Genomic DNA, 15,645 nt, shown 5'->3' with positions numbered 1-15,645 from the left:
TGCGGCGGGCACCGCGCGCGATACGTAGTGTTTGCATCAGTCGAACTCCCGGCCCATGCGGGCGTTCAGTTCGCGCCAGAAGCCGATGTTGTTCGAGCCGCCGGCGACGCTCTTGCCTTCGCCGCGCTCCTTGGCCAGCCACAGGCCGGCGCCGTTGAAGGCATAGACCGGCGTCAGGTCGGGGCGGCGACTGGCGGGGCGGATCTCCGGGATCAGGTTGTCGAGCACGAGCGGGATGGCGCCGGGGGTCGCGTAGTAGGTCAGCACCATGTGCGCCTGGTCGCTGGGGCGGACATTGGCCGCCTTGACGTAGGTGATGCGCAGCTTGCCGACCGGAACGCCGAGCGCGACCAGCGTGAAGTATTTGGCGATCGAGAAGTCCTCGCAGTCGCCGCCGTTGGTCGCCAGCATCTCGCTCGGCGTCGCCCAGTAGTCCTTGACGTTCCAGTGCTCGGCGTCGGAGATGAAGGGAACCTGGTTGAAGAAATCGTTGGCGGCCTCCAGCTTCTCGGCCTCGGACAGGTTGCGTGCGGTGTTGAGCAGCGCCTGCCAGGCCTCCAGCCGCTCGCGCGCCTTGACGCCGAATTTCTTCTCGGCCGCCTCGAGGCGGCGCGCGTTGAGCGCGATCGCCGTCGAATCGGGATAGACCGCCGCCGTCGTGACCAGCGCCAGCCAGGCGCCAAGGACGAGGCAGAACAAACGGTGCAGGGGCATGGGGGGCAAAAAAAATCGCGGGCAGCTCATGGCGAGCCCCCGCGATTCTGTTGCTGCGCTTCAGGCGGATACGGGGAAGGGTATCCGCCTGTCGAGGCTTGTCGCAGATTTCTCATGCCAAGCCCCGTTGCGGCAGGTCAGTTCCCGAGCTTGGCTTCCTCCGGAGCAGCGACGCCGAGGAAGCTCAGCAGTTGCCCCATGTCCTTCAGCAGGCGGAAGCGGGCGAACAGTTCGAGATAGGAGCCGTTGATGTAGTTGGTGTTGGCGGTGAAGGTCTCGTTCTCCGAGTCGAGCAGGTCGAGCAGGGTACGCTGGCCGAGGTTGAACTGGCGGGCGTAGCTGTCGCGCGTCGCCGCGCTCATGTCGGCGTGCTCCTTCAGCGCCGGCAGGCGTTCCGTAGCCGACATCAGGGCGTTGTAGGACAGGCGGGTGCTTTCCTCGACCTGGCGGCGGGTGCGGTTCTGCACTTCGGTCGCTTCGCGCATCAGGTGCGTGGTTTCCTCGATGCGGGCGACGTCCGAGCCGCCCTTGAAGACGTTCCAGCGCGCGCGCAGCATCGCGTAGCGCTCGTCGTTCTCGCCCTTGACGCCATCCAGGTTGCGGTTGTTGCCGGCACCCATCTCGAGGTCGAGGCGCGGCCACATGAACGACTTGGCGGCTTCGCGCTGGGCTTCGGTCGCCTTCACGTCGGCGCCGGCCGACTTGAGGATCGGGTGGTTGTCGATCGCGGCATTGACCGTCTCGTCGGCGGTGCGCGGCACCAGCTTCGAGTCGGGGGCGGACGGGCGGGCCAGCGACGCCGGCTTGGCGCCGACGATGCGCAGGAAGGTGGTTTCGGCGTCGCGCAGCGCGGCCTCGGTGGAGACCAGGTTGGCCTTGGCGAGGCCGACGCGGGCATCGATCTGCTCCTGATCCGACTTGCGGCCGACGCCGCCGCCGGAGCGGATGCGGATCTGGTCCTGCACCTTCAGGTGCGCGTCGAGGTTGGTCTTGGTGATCGCCACCAGCTCGCGGTTGCGCAGCGTGTTCAGGTAGGCCTCGACGGCGCGCAGCGCGATGTCTTCGGCGGTGCCGAGGGTCTTGTAGGCGGCCGATTCGACGCGCGCCTTGTTGCGGTCAACCTCGCTGCTGACGCCGAAGCCGTCGAACAGCATCTGGGTCAGGGTGACCTGGGCTTCCTTGCGGGTCAGCGTGCGGCCGTCGTTGTAGCCGGCGGCCTTGGTGACCGAGTTGTCGCTATGCTCGCGGCCGACGCCGCCGAGCAGGTCGACCTTCGGGAAAAATCCGCCGCGGGCGACCTTGACCGCTTCGTCGTTGGCAAGGCGCTGGTTGCTCTCGATGAGGATGTCCGGGTTGGTCTTGATGGTCATCTCCACGGCATCCTTGAGCGACTGGGCGTGCGCGGGGAAATGAACAGCCGCGGCGACAGCAGCGGCGATGACGGTCTTCTTCAGGGGGCTCCAACTTTTCATGGCAGGTATCTTCTTCCTCGGTTGTTGATCTCGCCTGTCTGGGCCGGCAGGCGCCATGCTTCAGGCTTTCTTGTACAACTTTTGGATTTTCCTGTCCATATTTTTGTGTCGTTTTTTCTATCCCTACGGAATGCTTTGTTGGAAAAAAGGAACGGAGGGAAATTCCCTCCGTTCAGTAGGTTAAGCTCAATTGTTGGCGTATTACTTCAGCTGGTGGTCGCCGTCGCCGAGCAGGGTGCTCAACAGCGTGTTCGCATCGTAGCCAGCGCTCAGGTTGTCGAGGGTGACGATCGGGATGACGCTGCCGGTGCCGCCGCTGCTTCCGTCGAAATCGAGGACGATCTGGGCGGTGTTGCCATCGACTACTTCCACCTTGAGGAAGCCGCCGCTGATCGCCGCCGCCAGATCGGTCGGGATGTCGCTATCCGAGGCGTGCGCAGCAAGCAGGACATCGCTGATGTCGAGGATATCAGCTTCCGGATTGGTGGCCGGATCGCCGAGTGTGAAGTCGGTGATCGTGGCACTGCCCGCCTCTGTGAGGCTGCTCCCGTTGAACACGAAGGTGTCGTTGCCGCCATCGCCCGACAGAATGTCGTCACCGCCGTTGCCGACCAGGATATCGTCGCCGCCTTCGCCGAACATGTAGTTGGCGTTGGCGTCGCCGGTCATGGTTTCGCCGGAATCGGTGCCGACCATGCTGATGGTGTCGGGATAAACCACTAGTTGCACATCGCTGGTAACCGCGTCGCCATCGCCGTCGGTAGCGATGACGGGAAGCTCGATCGTCACCGGCGAAAGTTCGGTGTCCTCGCCGTAGGAGAACTCACCCAATTTGAAGCTGGTCGTCGTTTCGTCGCTAAGGACAAGGGTTCCGTCGACCATCTCAGCTTCGATGGCTTCGATTTCAACCACATTGAACGCTTCCGGGGTATCCGTTGCGTCGACGCTCTTGATCTCGAAGGTCCAGTCATTGCCGATGTCGTACAGAATCAGCCCACTTCCATCCTGTGCGACATGGAGGTCGTTGTCCTGTATGACACCATCGCCATCACGGATGATGATCTCTTCTGGCGTCAGCATCCGCTGCTCGGTCGACAGAGAGGTGCCGACCAGCGTCACGTCCTGGTTGGTGGCGCTACCGCTTTCGTTATAGATGCGCAGTTTGAAGTCGGCATCCTTGCTTTCGCCCGCAACTACGATCGTTTGCTTGAACGCAAAGGTTTGCTGGTAGCCGGTGAAACTGTAGCTTTCGTTGTTCTGCTGGTTATTCACTGAAAGGCCGGTGACCAGGTCGTAGCGGATGATTTCGCCGTTCGACAGCTCGTTGCCCTCGCCAACCCCCAGTTCATTGGCGTTGCTGTTAACGCTTCCTTCGTCGCCGTCGCCCAGTGGCCTGATTGCGGACGACACCAGAACGTCGTTGGTACCGTCTGGATCGGGATCCTGTTTGGTCCCGATATTCAAACCCTTGAACGGCACGTCGCCACCGCCGATACCGGCAAGATCGGTGACCGTCGTGATCTTCGTATTGCTGATGAACGTGCCCGAGAACATCGTGATGACGACGTCACCGTCGGCGTTGATTTCACCGGTCATTGCCACGTTACCGTCTTCGGTCTTGACGATGATGTGCTGGTGGTCATCGAAATCGGGGTCGTAGGAGATGAACAACTCCTCGTTATTCATGTAAAGCTGCTTGCCATCAGCATCCAGGAACGGCTGGCTCTCCTCAGTCTCCAGGTTGAAGTTGAAGTTTGCGGTACCGACGCCATCGCTTCCCGCCGCCATCGCAAAGTTGAGCCCGGATTGGATGGTGACCGGTTCCGGCAGTGGGCTTTCGACACCGAGGACGGTGTAGATGGTGTCAGGGTAGAAGTCGGTCGGGCCGTCGTCGTCGAAGCTGAAGTAGCTGGTGTTGCTGACTTCCTCGCCATCGGTGCTGCGGCTGATCAGGTCGACCGTGGCCGAGTCGGTGACGGTGTCGCCGTCCGCATCCTCGCGGGTGACCTCGTACTGCAGCTGGACGGCGCCGTCTTCGGCCAGCCAGAGCGACACGGCTTCGTCGAAGGTCGCGTTGTCGGGATGCACCAGGGCTTCGTTGAGGGTGGTCTGCAGCTGATATACCGGAGCGTCGTCGGTGCCGACATTCACGATCTCGATCGTGAACACGGCGTCGCCGTCTTCATCCTCGCCGGTCAGCAGCGTGTCGCTGGTGCGTACCAGGGTGATTGCGCCACCCTCGATCGCTTCCAGCGTGGTTGCCAGTTCGCCACTGTCCGGGAAGCCAGCGAAGCTGAACGAACCGCTGTCGCTGCCCGGGCCGTCGGAACCGAAGTCCCCGCCCAGCGCCGCGAACAGGCTGAGCAGGCCGCCTTCCAGTTCGGTGGTGACCTGGCCCAGCACATCGGGGGCGTCATCGGTATTGCCGTCGGTATCGATCTCGCCCTCGGCCAGGCGTTCGTCGCCGACGGTTTCATCGACATTGACCATCAGCGCATCGAGATCGGCTTCAGGATTGGCTTCGACCGTCAGCGTCGGGCCATCGTCGTCGAAGCTGAAGTAGCTGGTGTTGCTGACTTCCTCGCCGTCGGTGCTGCGGCTGATCAGATCGACCGTGGCCGAGTCGGTGACGGTGTCGCCGTCCGCGTCCTCGCGGGTGACCTCGTATTGCAGTTGCACGGCGCCGTCTTCGGCCAGCAGCAGTTGCACCGCCTCGTCGAAGAGATCCGGATCATCGGTGTGCACCAGCGCCTCGTTGAGGGTGGTCTGCAGCTGATAGACCGGAGCGTCGTCGGTGCCGACGTTCACGATCTCGATCGTGAACACGGCGTCGCCGTCTTCATCCTCGCCGGTCAGCAGCGTGTCGCTGGTGCGTACCAGGGTGATTGCGCCACCCTCGATCGCTTCCAGCGTGGTTGCCAGTTCGCCACTGTCCGGGAAGCCAGCGAAGCTGAACGAACCGCTGTCGCTGCCCGGGCCGTCGGAACCGAAGTCCCCGCCCAGCGCCGCGAACAGGCTGAGCAGGCCGCCTTCCAGTTCGGTGGTGACCTGGCCCAGCACATCGGGGGCGTCATCGGTATTGCCGTCGGTATCGATCTCGCCCTCGGCCAGGCGTTCGTCGCCGACGGTTTCATCGACATTGACCATCAGCGCATCGAGATCGGCTTCAGGATTGGCTTCGACCGTCAGCGTCGGGCCATCGTCGTCGAAGCTGAAGTAGCTGGTGTTGCTGACTTCCTCGCCGTCGGTGCTGCGGCTGATCAGATCGACCGTGGCCGAGTCGGTGACGGTGTCGCCGTCCGCGTCCTCGCGGGTGACCTCGTATTGCAGTTGCACGGCGCCGTCTTCGGCCAGCAGCAGTTGCACCGCCTCGTCGAAGAGATCCGGATCATCGGTGTGCACCAGCGCCTCGTTGAGGGTGGTCTGCAGCTGATAGACCGGAGCGTCGTCGGTGCCGACGTTCACGATCTCGATCGTGAACACGGCGTCGCCGTCTTCATCCTCGCCGGTCAGCAGCGTGTCGCTGGTGCGTACCAGGGTGATTGCGCCACCCTCGATCGCTTCCAGCGTGGTTGCCAGTTCGCCACTGTCCGGGAAGCCGACGAAGCTGAACGAACCGCTGTCGCTGCCCGGGCCGTCGGAACCGAAGTCCCCGCCCAGCGCCGCGAACAGGCTGAGCAGGCCGCCTTCCAGTTCGGTGGTGACCTGGCCCAGCACATCGGGGGCGTCATCGGTATTGCCGTCGGTATCGATCTCGCCCTCGGCCAGGCGTTCGTCGCCGACGGTTTCATCGACATTGACCATCAGCGCATCGAGATCGGCTTCAGGATTGGCTTCGACCGTCAGCGTCGGGCCATCGTCGTCGAAGCTGAAGTAGCTGGTGTTGCTGACTTCCTCGCCGTCGGTGCTGCGGCTGATCAGATCGACCGTGGCCGAGTCGGTGACGGTGTCGCCGTCCGCGTCCTCGCGGGTGACCTCGTATTGCAGTTGCACGGCGCCGTCTTCGGCCAGCAGCAGTTGCACCGCCTCGTCGAAGAGATCCGGATCATCGGTGTGCACCAGCGCCTCGTTGAGGGTGGTCTGCAGCTGATAGACCGGAGCGTCGTCGGTGCCGACGTTCACGATCTCGATCGTGAACACGGCGTCGCCGTCTTCATCCTCGCCGGTCAGCAGCGTGTCGCTGGTGCGTACCAGGGTGATTGCGCCACCCTCGATCGCTTCCAGCGTGGTTGCCAGTTCGCCACTGTCCGGGAAGCCAGCGAAGCTGAACGAACCGCTGTCGCTGCCCGGGCCGTCGGAACCGAAGTCCCCGCCCAGCGCCGCGAACAGGCTGAGCAGGCCGCCTTCCAGTTCGGTGGTGACCTGGCCCAGCACATCGGGGGCGTCATCGGTATTGCCGTCGGTATCGATCTCGCCCTCGGCCAGGCGTTCGTCGCCGACGGTTTCATCGACATTGACCATCAGCGCATCGAGATCGGCTTCAGGATTGGCTTCGACCGTCAGCGTCGGGCCATCGTCGTCGAAGCTGAAGTAGCTGGTGTTGCTGACTTCCTCGCCGTCGGTGCTGCGGCTGATCAGATCGACCGTGGCCGAGTCGGTGACGGTGTCGCCGTCCGCGTCCTCGCGGGTGACCTCGTATTGCAGTTGCACGGCGCCGTCTTCGGCCAGCAGCAGTTGCACCGCCTCGTCGAAGAGATCCGGATCATCGGTGTGCACCAGCGCCTCGTTGAGGGTGGTCTGCAGCTGATAGACCGGAGCGTCGTCGGTGCCGACGTTCACGATCTCGATCGTGAACACGGCGTCGCCGTCTTCATCCTCGCCGGTCAGCAGCGTGTCGCTGGTGCGTACCAGGGTGATTGCGCCACCCTCGATCGCTTCCAGCGTGGTTGCCAGTTCGCCACTGTCCGGGAAGCCGACGAAGCTGAACGAGCCATCACTCGTGCTGCCAGGACCATCGGCTCCGTAGTCCCCGCCGAGCGCCGCGAACAGGCTGAGCAGGCCGCCTTCGAGTTCGGTGGTGACCTGACCCAGCACATCGGGGGCGTCGTCGGTATTGCCGTCGGTATCGATCTCGCCGTCCGCCAGGCGTTCGTCGCCGACGGTTTCATCGACATTGACCATCAGAGCTTCCTGGTCGGACTCGGATACGTCGGTACGAACCATGAGTGTCGGGCCGTCGTCTTCAATCGTCACCAGCAGGGAACCGGTAACGGTTTCGCTGCCGTCGGAGACGTTCACGCCGACGGTGAACGAAGTCTGATCTTCGACCGAATCATCGAGATGGTCGATCGAGCCGAGCAGGGTGACGGTGTAGTTGCCACTGCCATCGATTTCGATTTCGATGATCGGGATCGTCTCGCCTTCGCCGACGGCGATCGAGCCGACCAGCGGGTTGCCAGGGGTTCCGTCGCCGGACCACGTGATCGGTTGCCCGCCGGAAGCCAGCGGATCGGTGGGGGCGCTCAGGGTGACGGTCAGCGGATCGCCATTGGCATCGCTGATCGGAATCTGCCCGGTTGCAACGATTTCGTCGGTGGTGTCATTGACACCGACGTCGTCCGGAATTCCGCGCTCCGGCAATCCTTCTTCGGATACCGTTGCGCTGCCGCTGCCCACGGTCGGGGGCGTATTCGTCGGGATGACGGGTTCCGGTTCGACAAACGGCAGCTCACCCGTCGGCTGCTCGAAGCTGGTCGAGATCGGCCCGGTCGGGAAGCCGCTGGTCACCAGGCCTTGCGGTGCCGCCTGGTCGACCACGACGAAGCTCGCGCCGCCCTCTTCACCGCCGCCGGCGCCGGCTGCGGTGGCTTCGGTGATCTGGGTCGGGTCGGCGCCGGCGGCGATCTGCGCCTGGATGGCGGCGATGTCGGACTGCGCTGCGCCGGCTTCGGCCGGGTTGAAGACGTCGCTGTCGAGGGCGATCTTGGAGTCGCGGCCGAGGTCCATGAACTTGCCGTTGAGGAACTCGATCAGGATCGCGCCGGCGGCGGAGGTCTGGATGACGTCGTTGGCGAAGACCTTGTCGCCCACCTGCAGGGTGCGGGTGACGCCGTTGGCGTCGGTGGCCGTCACCGTGCCGACGATCGACTTGACGGTGCCGATCGAAGAAATCTTCGTGCCGGCGGCGACGGACTTGACGGTGGAGGAGCTGGTGGTTGCCATGATGGTCTCCCGGAAATGAATCGGTACGCCTCCAGCTTAGGCCCCCGAGGGGAGTAGGGGTATTCGACCAAAGTCTGGGGTCAGGCCATCCGGTGCGGGGTTTCGGGCAGCGGCCGCTTCAGGTCGGAGAGCATCAGCGCCAGCTGGACGCGGCCGGAAACGCCCAGCTTGTGGAAGATGGTCGTCAGGTGGGCCTTGACGGTGACGTCGGAAACGTTGAGACGCTTGGCAATCGCCTTGTTGCTGGCGCCTTCGGCGACGCAGGCGGCGATTTCGCGCTCGCGCGGGGTCAGGCTGTCGAGCTTCGGCGGCGTCGGCTGCTGCGCCGTGGCCGGCGCGGTGGCGTGCCGCAGGTGGTTCAGCATGGCCGGCAGCGCCGCGCGCGAGACCCAGATGCCGCCCTTGAGGACGACGTCCACGATTTTCCTGAGCTCGTCGGCCGAGAGTTGCTTGCCGCAGCAGCCGACGATGCCGAGGGCGAGGGCGGTGAGCTCGGCCTCGGTATCGAGGTCGGTGTCGGCGAGCAGGAGGCGGGTGCGTTTGGCAAGGCGGGCGAGCTCGCCGTCGTGGCGCAGCGCGCGCTTCTGAAGCCTGGAGCCGTCGATGACGACCAGCGTCAGCCGTTGGGTCTCGCAGGCCGCCAGCACCTCGGCGAGGCTTCCCTTGACCTGGACCGGCGCCGGCTGCAGGAGCGTTTTCCAAGTGGCGACGAAAATGCCCTGGTCGCTGTTTACGAGAAACATCGTTTTCCCCCTTGCCTAAATGGCTATGGCGGTGAATCGTTTCTTGTATATGCTAGGCGGCAGGTTTCGGGAGGGAACCGGCCCGCCATCGACCGTTCCCGCTGCTGTTGCTGCACGCGCCTTCCGCGATCGTCCGGAAGATGCTTTAGCTTTCGCTTATGTAGCGCATATGTCAAGAGGTTTGGAGGTTCGAGCATGCCCTTTGTTCTTCGCGATGCGCACGGTGTGGTGATCGGTTTGCTGAAGACGGCCGACGATCCGTCGGCGGAATTCCTGCCGCCGGACGATCCCGAGGTGGCGGCCTTCGTCGCCGAGGAGGCCGCGCCCGATGCCGGATCCTTCCCGCTGCAGGCCGACGTGGCGATGATCCGCGTGATCGAGGACGTGATCGACCTGCTGATCGCCAAGAATCTGATCGTCCTCACCGACCTGCCGCCGATCGTGCAGGAGAAGCTGCTGCGCCGGCGCAACCGCCGCGCCGAGCTGTTCGGCGGCATGACCGTTCTCGACGACGAGGACAAGGGCCTGTTCTGACCCCTCCGTCCGCCGCGCCCGCCGGCGGCCCTCCTTGGGCGTGGCCCGGCGTGATAAAATGCGCCGTTTAGTCATCGGCCGGGCCAGGTCCGGCATCTCCACACCTGCTCCAATTAGGATTTTCTATGCAAACGAACGCCGAAAACACCAACGTCCAGCAACCGGCCCCGAGCGCCCTGGAACGCCGCATCGACCTGTCCGTGGCCATCGCCGACCTTGACAAGGACGTCGATGCGCGCCTGAAGCGCATGGGCAAGAACGTGAAGATGCCGGGCTTCCGCCCGGGCAAGGTGCCGGCGAACATCGTCCGTCAGCAGTACGGCGACCAGGCGCGGCACGAGGCGCTGAACGAGGCGCTCGACCGCGCCTTCGGCGAGGCCGTCGTCGCCCAGAAGCTGCGCGTTGCCGGCTATCCGCGCATCGAGCCGAAGAACACCGAAAACGCCACGCACATCGAGTTCTCGGCGGTCTTCGAGGTCTATCCGGAGATCGCGCTGGGCGACATGTCGGCCGCCGAGATCGAGCGTCCGGCGCTGGAAGTCGGCGAGGCCGAGGTCGACAAGACCATCGAGATCCTGCGCAAGCAGCGTATCCGCTATGAGGCCGTCGACCGCGCCGCGGCCAAGGAAGACCGCGTCGTCATCGACTTCCTCGGCAAGAAGGACGGCGAGCCGTTCCAGGGCGGCCAGGCCGCCGACTACCCGTTCGTGCTCGGCCAGGGCATGATGCTGGCCGATTTCGAGACTGCCGTCGAAGGCCTCAAGGCCGGCGAAGGCAAGACCTTCGACATGACCTTCCCGGAAGACTACTTCTCCAAGGACCTCGCCGGCCAGAAGGTGCAGTTCGAGATCACCGTGAAGAAGGTCAGCGGTCCGGTGCTGCCGGAAGTCGACGCCGAGTTCGCGAAGATGCTCGGCATCGCCGACGGCGACGTCGCCAAGATGCGCGAGGAAATTACCGGCAACCTGCAGCGCGAGGTGAAGAAGCGCATCCAGGGCAAGATCAAGGACCAGGTGATGGACGCCATCATCAAGGCCAACCCGATCGACATCCCGAACGCGCTGGTCGAGATGGAAATCCATCGCCTGATGGAAAACGCCCGCCACGACATGGAACAGCGCGGCATGAAGGTCAAGGATTTCCCGATCCAGCCGGAATGGTTCGCCGAGCAGGCGAAGCGCCGCGTGACGCTGGGCCTGGTGCTGGCCGAACTGGTCAAGGTCAAGGAGCTGCACGCCAAGCCGGAGCAGGTCAAGGCCATCGTCGAGGAAGCCGCGCAGAGCTACGAGCATCCGGAAGAAGTGGTACGCTGGTACTACGCCCAGCCGCAGCGCCTGCAGGAAATCGAGGGCGTCGCGATCGAGGACAATGTCGTCGCCTGGGTGCTGGACAACGCCAAGGTCAGCGACAAGGCCGTCGCCTTCGACGAACTGATGGGCCAGCAGCAGGCCTGATGACGCTTACAGGAGAGAAGCAGGCATGATTCAAGGATCGGAAATGCGCAACGACTGGGACCCGCAGGCCCTCGGCCTGGTGCCGATGGTGATCGAGCAGAGCGGTCGCGGCGAGCGCGCCTACGACATCTACTCGCGCCTGCTCAAGGAGCGCGTCATCTTCCTCGTCGGCCCGGTCAATGACGCGACGGCCAACCTGGTGGTGGCGCAGCTCCTGTTCCTGGAGGCCGAGAATCCGGACAAGGACATCTACTTCTACATCAACTCGCCCGGTGGCTCGGTGACGGCCGGTCTGTCGATCTACGACACGATGCAGTTCATCAAGCCGGACGTGTCCACGCTGTGCATGGGCCAGGCCGCCTCGATGGGCGCCTTCCTGCTGGCGGCCGGTGCGAAGGGCAAGCGTTTCGCGTTGCCGAATTCGCGCGTGATGATCCACCAGCCGATGGGCGGGTTCCAGGGGCAGGCGTCGGATATCGCGATTCACGCCAAGGAGATCTTGTCCTTGCGTGCGAAACTCAACGAAATCATGGCTTTGCATACCGGGCAGCCGGTCGATCGGATCGAGCGCGACACCGATCGCGACAATTTCCTTTCGGCAGCGGAAGCGGCAGAATACGGCTTGATCGACAAGGTGCTGGTCTCGCGCGAAGGCGTTTGATCGAAGCTTCGGGCGTCCCGGCCAGACACAGGAAGACGGAATATGTCCGAAAAGAAAAGCGGCAGCGACAAGCTGCTCTACTGTTCCTTCTGCGGCAAGAGCCAGCATGAAGTGAAGAAACTCATCGCCGGACCGTCGGTGTTCATCTGCGACGAGTGCATCGAGCTGTGCAACGACATCATCCGCGACGAGATCGCCGGTGGCGACGACGGCAAGGCCGTCCGCTCCGACCTGCCGACACCGCGCGAGATTTGCTCGATCCTCGATCAGTACGTGATCGGCCAGGAGACGGCCAAGCGCATCCTGTCGGTGGCGGTGTACAACCACTACAAGCGGCTGCGCCACCACGCCAAGAGCACCGACGACGTCGAGTTGGCGAAGAGCAACATCCTGCTCATCGGCCCGACCGGTTCGGGCAAGACGCTGCTCGCGCAGACGCTGGCGCGCCTCTTGAACGTGCCGTTCGTGATGGCCGATGCGACGACGCTGACCGAAGCCGGCTACGTCGGCGAGGACGTCGAGAACATCATCCAGAAGCTGCTGCAGAAGTGCGACTACGAGGTCGAGAAGGCGCAGCAGGGCATCGTCTACATCGACGAGATCGACAAGATTTCGCGCAAGAGCGACAACCCGTCGATCACCCGCGACGTCTCCGGCGAAGGCGTGCAGCAGGCGCTGCTGAAGCTGATCGAGGGTACGGTCGCCAGCGTGCCGCCGCAGGGCGGGCGCAAGCATCCGAACCAGGACTTCGTCCAGGTCGATACCACCAACATCCTGTTCATCTGCGGCGGCGCCTTCGACGGCCTGGAGAAGGTCATCCGCAACCGCTCGGAGAAGGGCGGCATCGGCTTCGGCGCCGAGGTGAAGAGCAAGGACGACAAGAAGGCCGTCGGCGAAGTGTTCCGCATGGTCGAGCCGGAAGACCTGATCAAGTTCGGCCTGATCCCCGAGCTGATCGGCCGCCTGCCGGTCGTCGCCACGCTCGAGGAGCTGTCGATCGACGCGCTCGTCGAGATCCTGATCGAGCCGAAGAACGCGCTCGTCAAGCAGTACCAGAAGCTGTTCTCGATGGAGGGCGTCGAGCTCGAAATCCGCCCCGGTGCACTGCAGGCGGTCGCCAAGAAGGCGCTCGAGCGCAAGACCGGGGCCCGCGGCCTGCGCTCGATCCTCGAGTCGGTCCTCCTCGACACCATGTACGAACTTCCCGGCATGGACAATGTCTCAAAGGTCGTTGTCGACGAGAACATGATCAGCGGCGACAACAAGCCGCTGCTGATCTATGCTGATCAACCCAAAGTCTCCGGTTCCAACTGAGATGCCGCCCCATCTGGCAGCCTGTCCGGTTCTTTAAGTCCGACAGCCTGCTCGGGGCGGCTTGATTTCCTGCTTCGCGCCCTCATGTAGGGAGCGAACCTCACCTCAATAGGCACACGAGATGTCGAATACCCCCAATCTGCCCGCCGAAACCCTGGAACTGCCGCTGCTGCCGCTGCGCGACGTGGTCGTGTTCCCGCACATGGTGATTCCGCTGTTCGTCGGGCGGCCGAAGTCGATCAAGGCGCTGGAAGCGGCGATGGAGTCGGGCAAGAGCATCCTGCTCGTCGCCCAGAAATCCGCGGCCAAGGACGAGCCGTCCGAAGAGGACATGTACGAGATCGGCTGCGTCGCCAACATCCTGCAGATGCTGAAGCTGCCCGACGGCACGGTGAAGGTGCTGGTCGAGGGCACGCAGCGCGCCCGCGTGGACTCGGTCGATGCCGGCGAGACGATGTTCACCGCCCGGGCGACGCCGATGCCGGCCGAGGACGGCGTCAACCACGAGGTCGAGGCGATGCGCCGCGCGGTGATCGCGCAGTTCGACCAGTACGTGAAGCTGAACAAGAAGATTCCGCCGGAGATCCTGACCTCGATCGCCGGCATCGAGGAGGCCGGCCGCCTGTCCGACACGATCGCCGCGCACCTGCCGCTGAAGCTCGAGCAGAAGCAGGAGATTCTCGAGCTGTTCGACATCAAGTCGCGCATCGAGCGCCTGCTCTCGCAACTCGAGACCGAGATCGACATCCTCCAGGTCGAGAAGCGCATCCGCGGCCGCGTCAAGCGCCAGATGGAGAAGAGCCAGCGCGAGTACTACCTGAACGAGCAGGTCAAGGCGATCCAGAAGGAGCTCGGCGAAGGCGAGGAAGGCGCCGACCTCGAGGATCTGGACAAGAAGGTCAAGGCCGCCGGCATGACCAAGGAAGGCCTGGCCAAGGCCAACGGCGAGCTGAAGAAGCTGAAGCTGATGTCGCCGATGTCGGCCGAGGCGACCGTCGTCCGCAACTACATCGAGACGCTGATCGGCCTGCCGTGGCGCAAGAAGACGCGCATCAGCAAGGACCTGTCGGAAGCCGAGACGGTGCTCGACAAGGACCATTACGGCCTGGAGAAGGTCAAGGAACGCATCCTCGAATACCTCGCGGTGCAGCAGCGCGTGGACAAGCTGAAGGCGCCGATCCTGTGCCTGGTCGGCCCTCCGGGGGTCGGCAAGACCTCGCTCGGCCAGTCGATCGCCAAGGCGACCAACCGCAAGTTCGTGCGCATGGCGCTCGGCGGCGTGCGCGACGAGGCCGAGATCCGCGGCCACCGCCGCACCTACATCGGTTCGATGCCGGGCAAGATCCTGCAGAGCCTGTCGAAGGTCGGCGTGCGCAACCCGCTGTTCCTGCTCGACGAGGTGGACAAGCTCGGCCAGGACTTCCGCGGCGACCCGTCGTCGGCGCTGCTGGAAGTGCTCGACCCGGAGCAGAACCACACCTTCCAGGACCACTACGTCGAGGTCGACTTCGACCTCTCCGACGTGATGTTCGTGGCCACCGCCAACACGATGAACATCCCGGCGCCGTTGCTCGACCGCATGGAGGTGATCCGCCTCTCCGGCTATACCGAGGACGAGAAGGTCAACATCGCCGAGCGCTACCTGCTGCCGAAGCAGATGAAGGCGAACGGCGTCAAGAAGACCGAGCTGACCGTCACCGAGTCGGCGCTGCGCGACATCGTCCGCTACTACACGCGGGAAGCCGGCGTGCGCGCGCTCGAGCGCGAGGTGTCGAAGATCTGCCGCAAGGTGGTGAAGACGCTGCTGCTCCGGAAGCGTGCCGGCAAGATCGTGGTCAACGCGAAGAACCTCGACAAGTACCTCGGCGTCCGCCGTTACACCTTCGGCATGGCCGAGAAGGAAAACCAGGTCGGCCAGGTCACCGGTCTGGCCTGGACCGAGGTCGGCGGCGAGCTGCTGACGATCGAGGCGGTGGCGCTGCCGGGCAAGGGCAAGACGATCACCACCGGCAAGCTCGGCGAGGTGATGCAGGAGTCGATCCAGGCGGCACTGTCGGTCGTGAGGAAGCGCTCGAAGTCGCTCGGCATCGTCGACGACTTCTACCAGAAGAACGACATCCACATCCACCTGCCGGAAGGCGCCATCCCGAAAGACGGTCCGTCCGCCGGCATCGGCATCTGCACCGCGCTGGTCTCGGTGCTGACCGGCATCCCGGTCTGCTGCGACATCGCGATGACCGGCGAGATCACGCTGCGCGGCGAGGTGCTTGCGATCGGCGGCCTCAAGGAGAAGCTGCTGGCGGCCGTGCGCGGCGGCCTGGCGCGGGCGCTGATCCCGGAAGAGAACGTCAAGGATCTCGCCGAGATCCCGGACAACATCAAGAACAAGCTCGAGATCATCCCGGTGCGCTGGATCGACCAGGTGCTCGAGCACGCGCTGGAAAGCCAGCCGCAGCCGCTGCCGGACGAGCCGCCGGCGGCGGCACCGGCGGCCGGCGATGCGGCGGCGACGTCGACCGTCGTCACGCACTGACGGGCGTTTCTTGCGTCGTCCGCAAACGGCCGCCGCGGCGGCCGTTTCCTTTGGCCGG

General features: G+C 64.1%; 9 protein-coding genes. 5 read left to right on the top strand and 4 right to left on the bottom strand.

Translation table 11 applies throughout. The annotated features are described in order from the left end of the window. Window positions 1–36: 36 nt before the first annotated feature. The 4 genes from IWH25_RS14250 to IWH25_RS14235 all read right to left on the bottom strand — a co-directional run bounded on the left by IWH25_RS14250 (window position 37) and on the right by IWH25_RS14235 (window position 9,091). Window positions 37–714: a transglutaminase-like cysteine peptidase gene (locus IWH25_RS14250; protein WP_203386437.1), complete on the bottom strand. Its 678-nt coding sequence runs from the start codon at window positions 712–714 to the stop codon at window positions 37–39. Between the two features lie 137 nt (window positions 715–851). Then, window positions 852–2,186 (bottom strand): TolC family outer membrane protein, encoded by a 1,335-nt coding sequence (locus IWH25_RS14245; protein ID WP_203386436.1) that lies wholly within the window; start codon window positions 2,184–2,186, stop codon window positions 852–854. Between the two features lie 201 nt (window positions 2,187–2,387). Beyond that, on the bottom strand, window positions 2,388–8,348 hold the full coding sequence (locus IWH25_RS14240) for a retention module-containing protein (RefSeq protein WP_203386435.1): 5,961 nt from the start codon (window positions 8,346–8,348) through the stop codon (window positions 2,388–2,390). Window positions 8,349–8,428: 80 nt separating this feature from the next. Then, window positions 8,429–9,091: a helix-turn-helix transcriptional regulator gene (locus IWH25_RS14235; RefSeq protein ID WP_203386434.1), complete on the bottom strand. Its 663-nt coding sequence runs from the start codon at window positions 9,089–9,091 to the stop codon at window positions 8,429–8,431. A 195-nt stretch (window positions 9,092–9,286) separates the two neighbouring features. Between IWH25_RS14235 and IWH25_RS14230 the strand changes: the two genes are divergently transcribed. The 5 genes from IWH25_RS14230 to lon all read left to right on the top strand — a co-directional run bounded on the left by IWH25_RS14230 (window position 9,287) and on the right by lon (window position 15,587). Continuing rightward, window positions 9,287–9,625, top strand: a complete 339-nt coding sequence (locus IWH25_RS14230; RefSeq protein WP_203386433.1) for a hypothetical protein — start codon at window positions 9,287–9,289, stop codon at window positions 9,623–9,625. Window positions 9,626–9,750: 125 nt separating this feature from the next. Beyond that, window positions 9,751–11,079, top strand: coding sequence for a trigger factor (gene tig, locus IWH25_RS14225; protein ID WP_203386432.1), 1,329 nt, complete (start codon window positions 9,751–9,753; stop codon window positions 11,077–11,079). Between the two features lie 25 nt (window positions 11,080–11,104). Continuing rightward, window positions 11,105–11,740, top strand: coding sequence for an ATP-dependent Clp endopeptidase proteolytic subunit ClpP (clpP, locus tag IWH25_RS14220; protein ID WP_203386431.1), 636 nt, complete (start codon window positions 11,105–11,107; stop codon window positions 11,738–11,740). Between the two features lie 42 nt (window positions 11,741–11,782). Further along, window positions 11,783–13,054, top strand: a complete 1,272-nt coding sequence (gene clpX, locus IWH25_RS14215) for an ATP-dependent Clp protease ATP-binding subunit ClpX (RefSeq protein WP_203386430.1) — start codon at window positions 11,783–11,785, stop codon at window positions 13,052–13,054. Window positions 13,055–13,175: 121 nt separating this feature from the next. Beyond that, window positions 13,176–15,587: an endopeptidase La gene (lon, locus tag IWH25_RS14210; RefSeq protein ID WP_203386429.1), complete on the top strand. Its 2,412-nt coding sequence runs from the start codon at window positions 13,176–13,178 to the stop codon at window positions 15,585–15,587. The last annotated feature ends 58 nt before the right edge of the window (window positions 15,588–15,645 follow it).

Source organism: Azospira restricta (genome assembly GCF_016858125.1).
Classification (GTDB): Bacteria; Pseudomonadota; Gammaproteobacteria; order Burkholderiales; family Rhodocyclaceae; genus Proximibacter; species Proximibacter restrictus.
This window is presented reverse-complemented; position numbering and strand designations above follow the sequence as displayed.

What these genes read in the sequence shown, in the direction of transcription:
- IWH25_RS14230 (WP_203386433.1), top strand. Translation starts at nt 9,287, where the DNA reads ATGCCCTTTGTTCTTCGCGATGCGCACGGTGTGGTGATCGGTTTGCTG.
- IWH25_RS14250 (WP_203386437.1), bottom strand. Translation starts at nt 714, where the DNA reads ATGCCCCTGCACCGTTTGTTCTGCCTCGTCCTTGGCGCCTGGCTGGCG.
- IWH25_RS14245 (WP_203386436.1), bottom strand. Translation starts at nt 2,186, where the DNA reads ATGAAAAGTTGGAGCCCCCTGAAGAAGACCGTCATCGCCGCTGCTGTC.
- IWH25_RS14240 (WP_203386435.1), bottom strand. Translation starts at nt 8,348, where the DNA reads ATGGCAACCACCAGCTCCTCCACCGTCAAGTCCGTCGCCGCCGGCACG.
- IWH25_RS14235 (WP_203386434.1), bottom strand. Translation starts at nt 9,091, where the DNA reads ATGTTTCTCGTAAACAGCGACCAGGGCATTTTCGTCGCCACTTGGAAA.
- lon (WP_203386429.1), top strand. Translation starts at nt 13,176, where the DNA reads ATGTCGAATACCCCCAATCTGCCCGCCGAAACCCTGGAACTGCCGCTG.
- tig (WP_203386432.1), top strand. Translation starts at nt 9,751, where the DNA reads ATGCAAACGAACGCCGAAAACACCAACGTCCAGCAACCGGCCCCGAGC.
- clpP (WP_203386431.1), top strand. Translation starts at nt 11,105, where the DNA reads ATGATTCAAGGATCGGAAATGCGCAACGACTGGGACCCGCAGGCCCTC.
- clpX (WP_203386430.1), top strand. Translation starts at nt 11,783, where the DNA reads ATGTCCGAAAAGAAAAGCGGCAGCGACAAGCTGCTCTACTGTTCCTTC.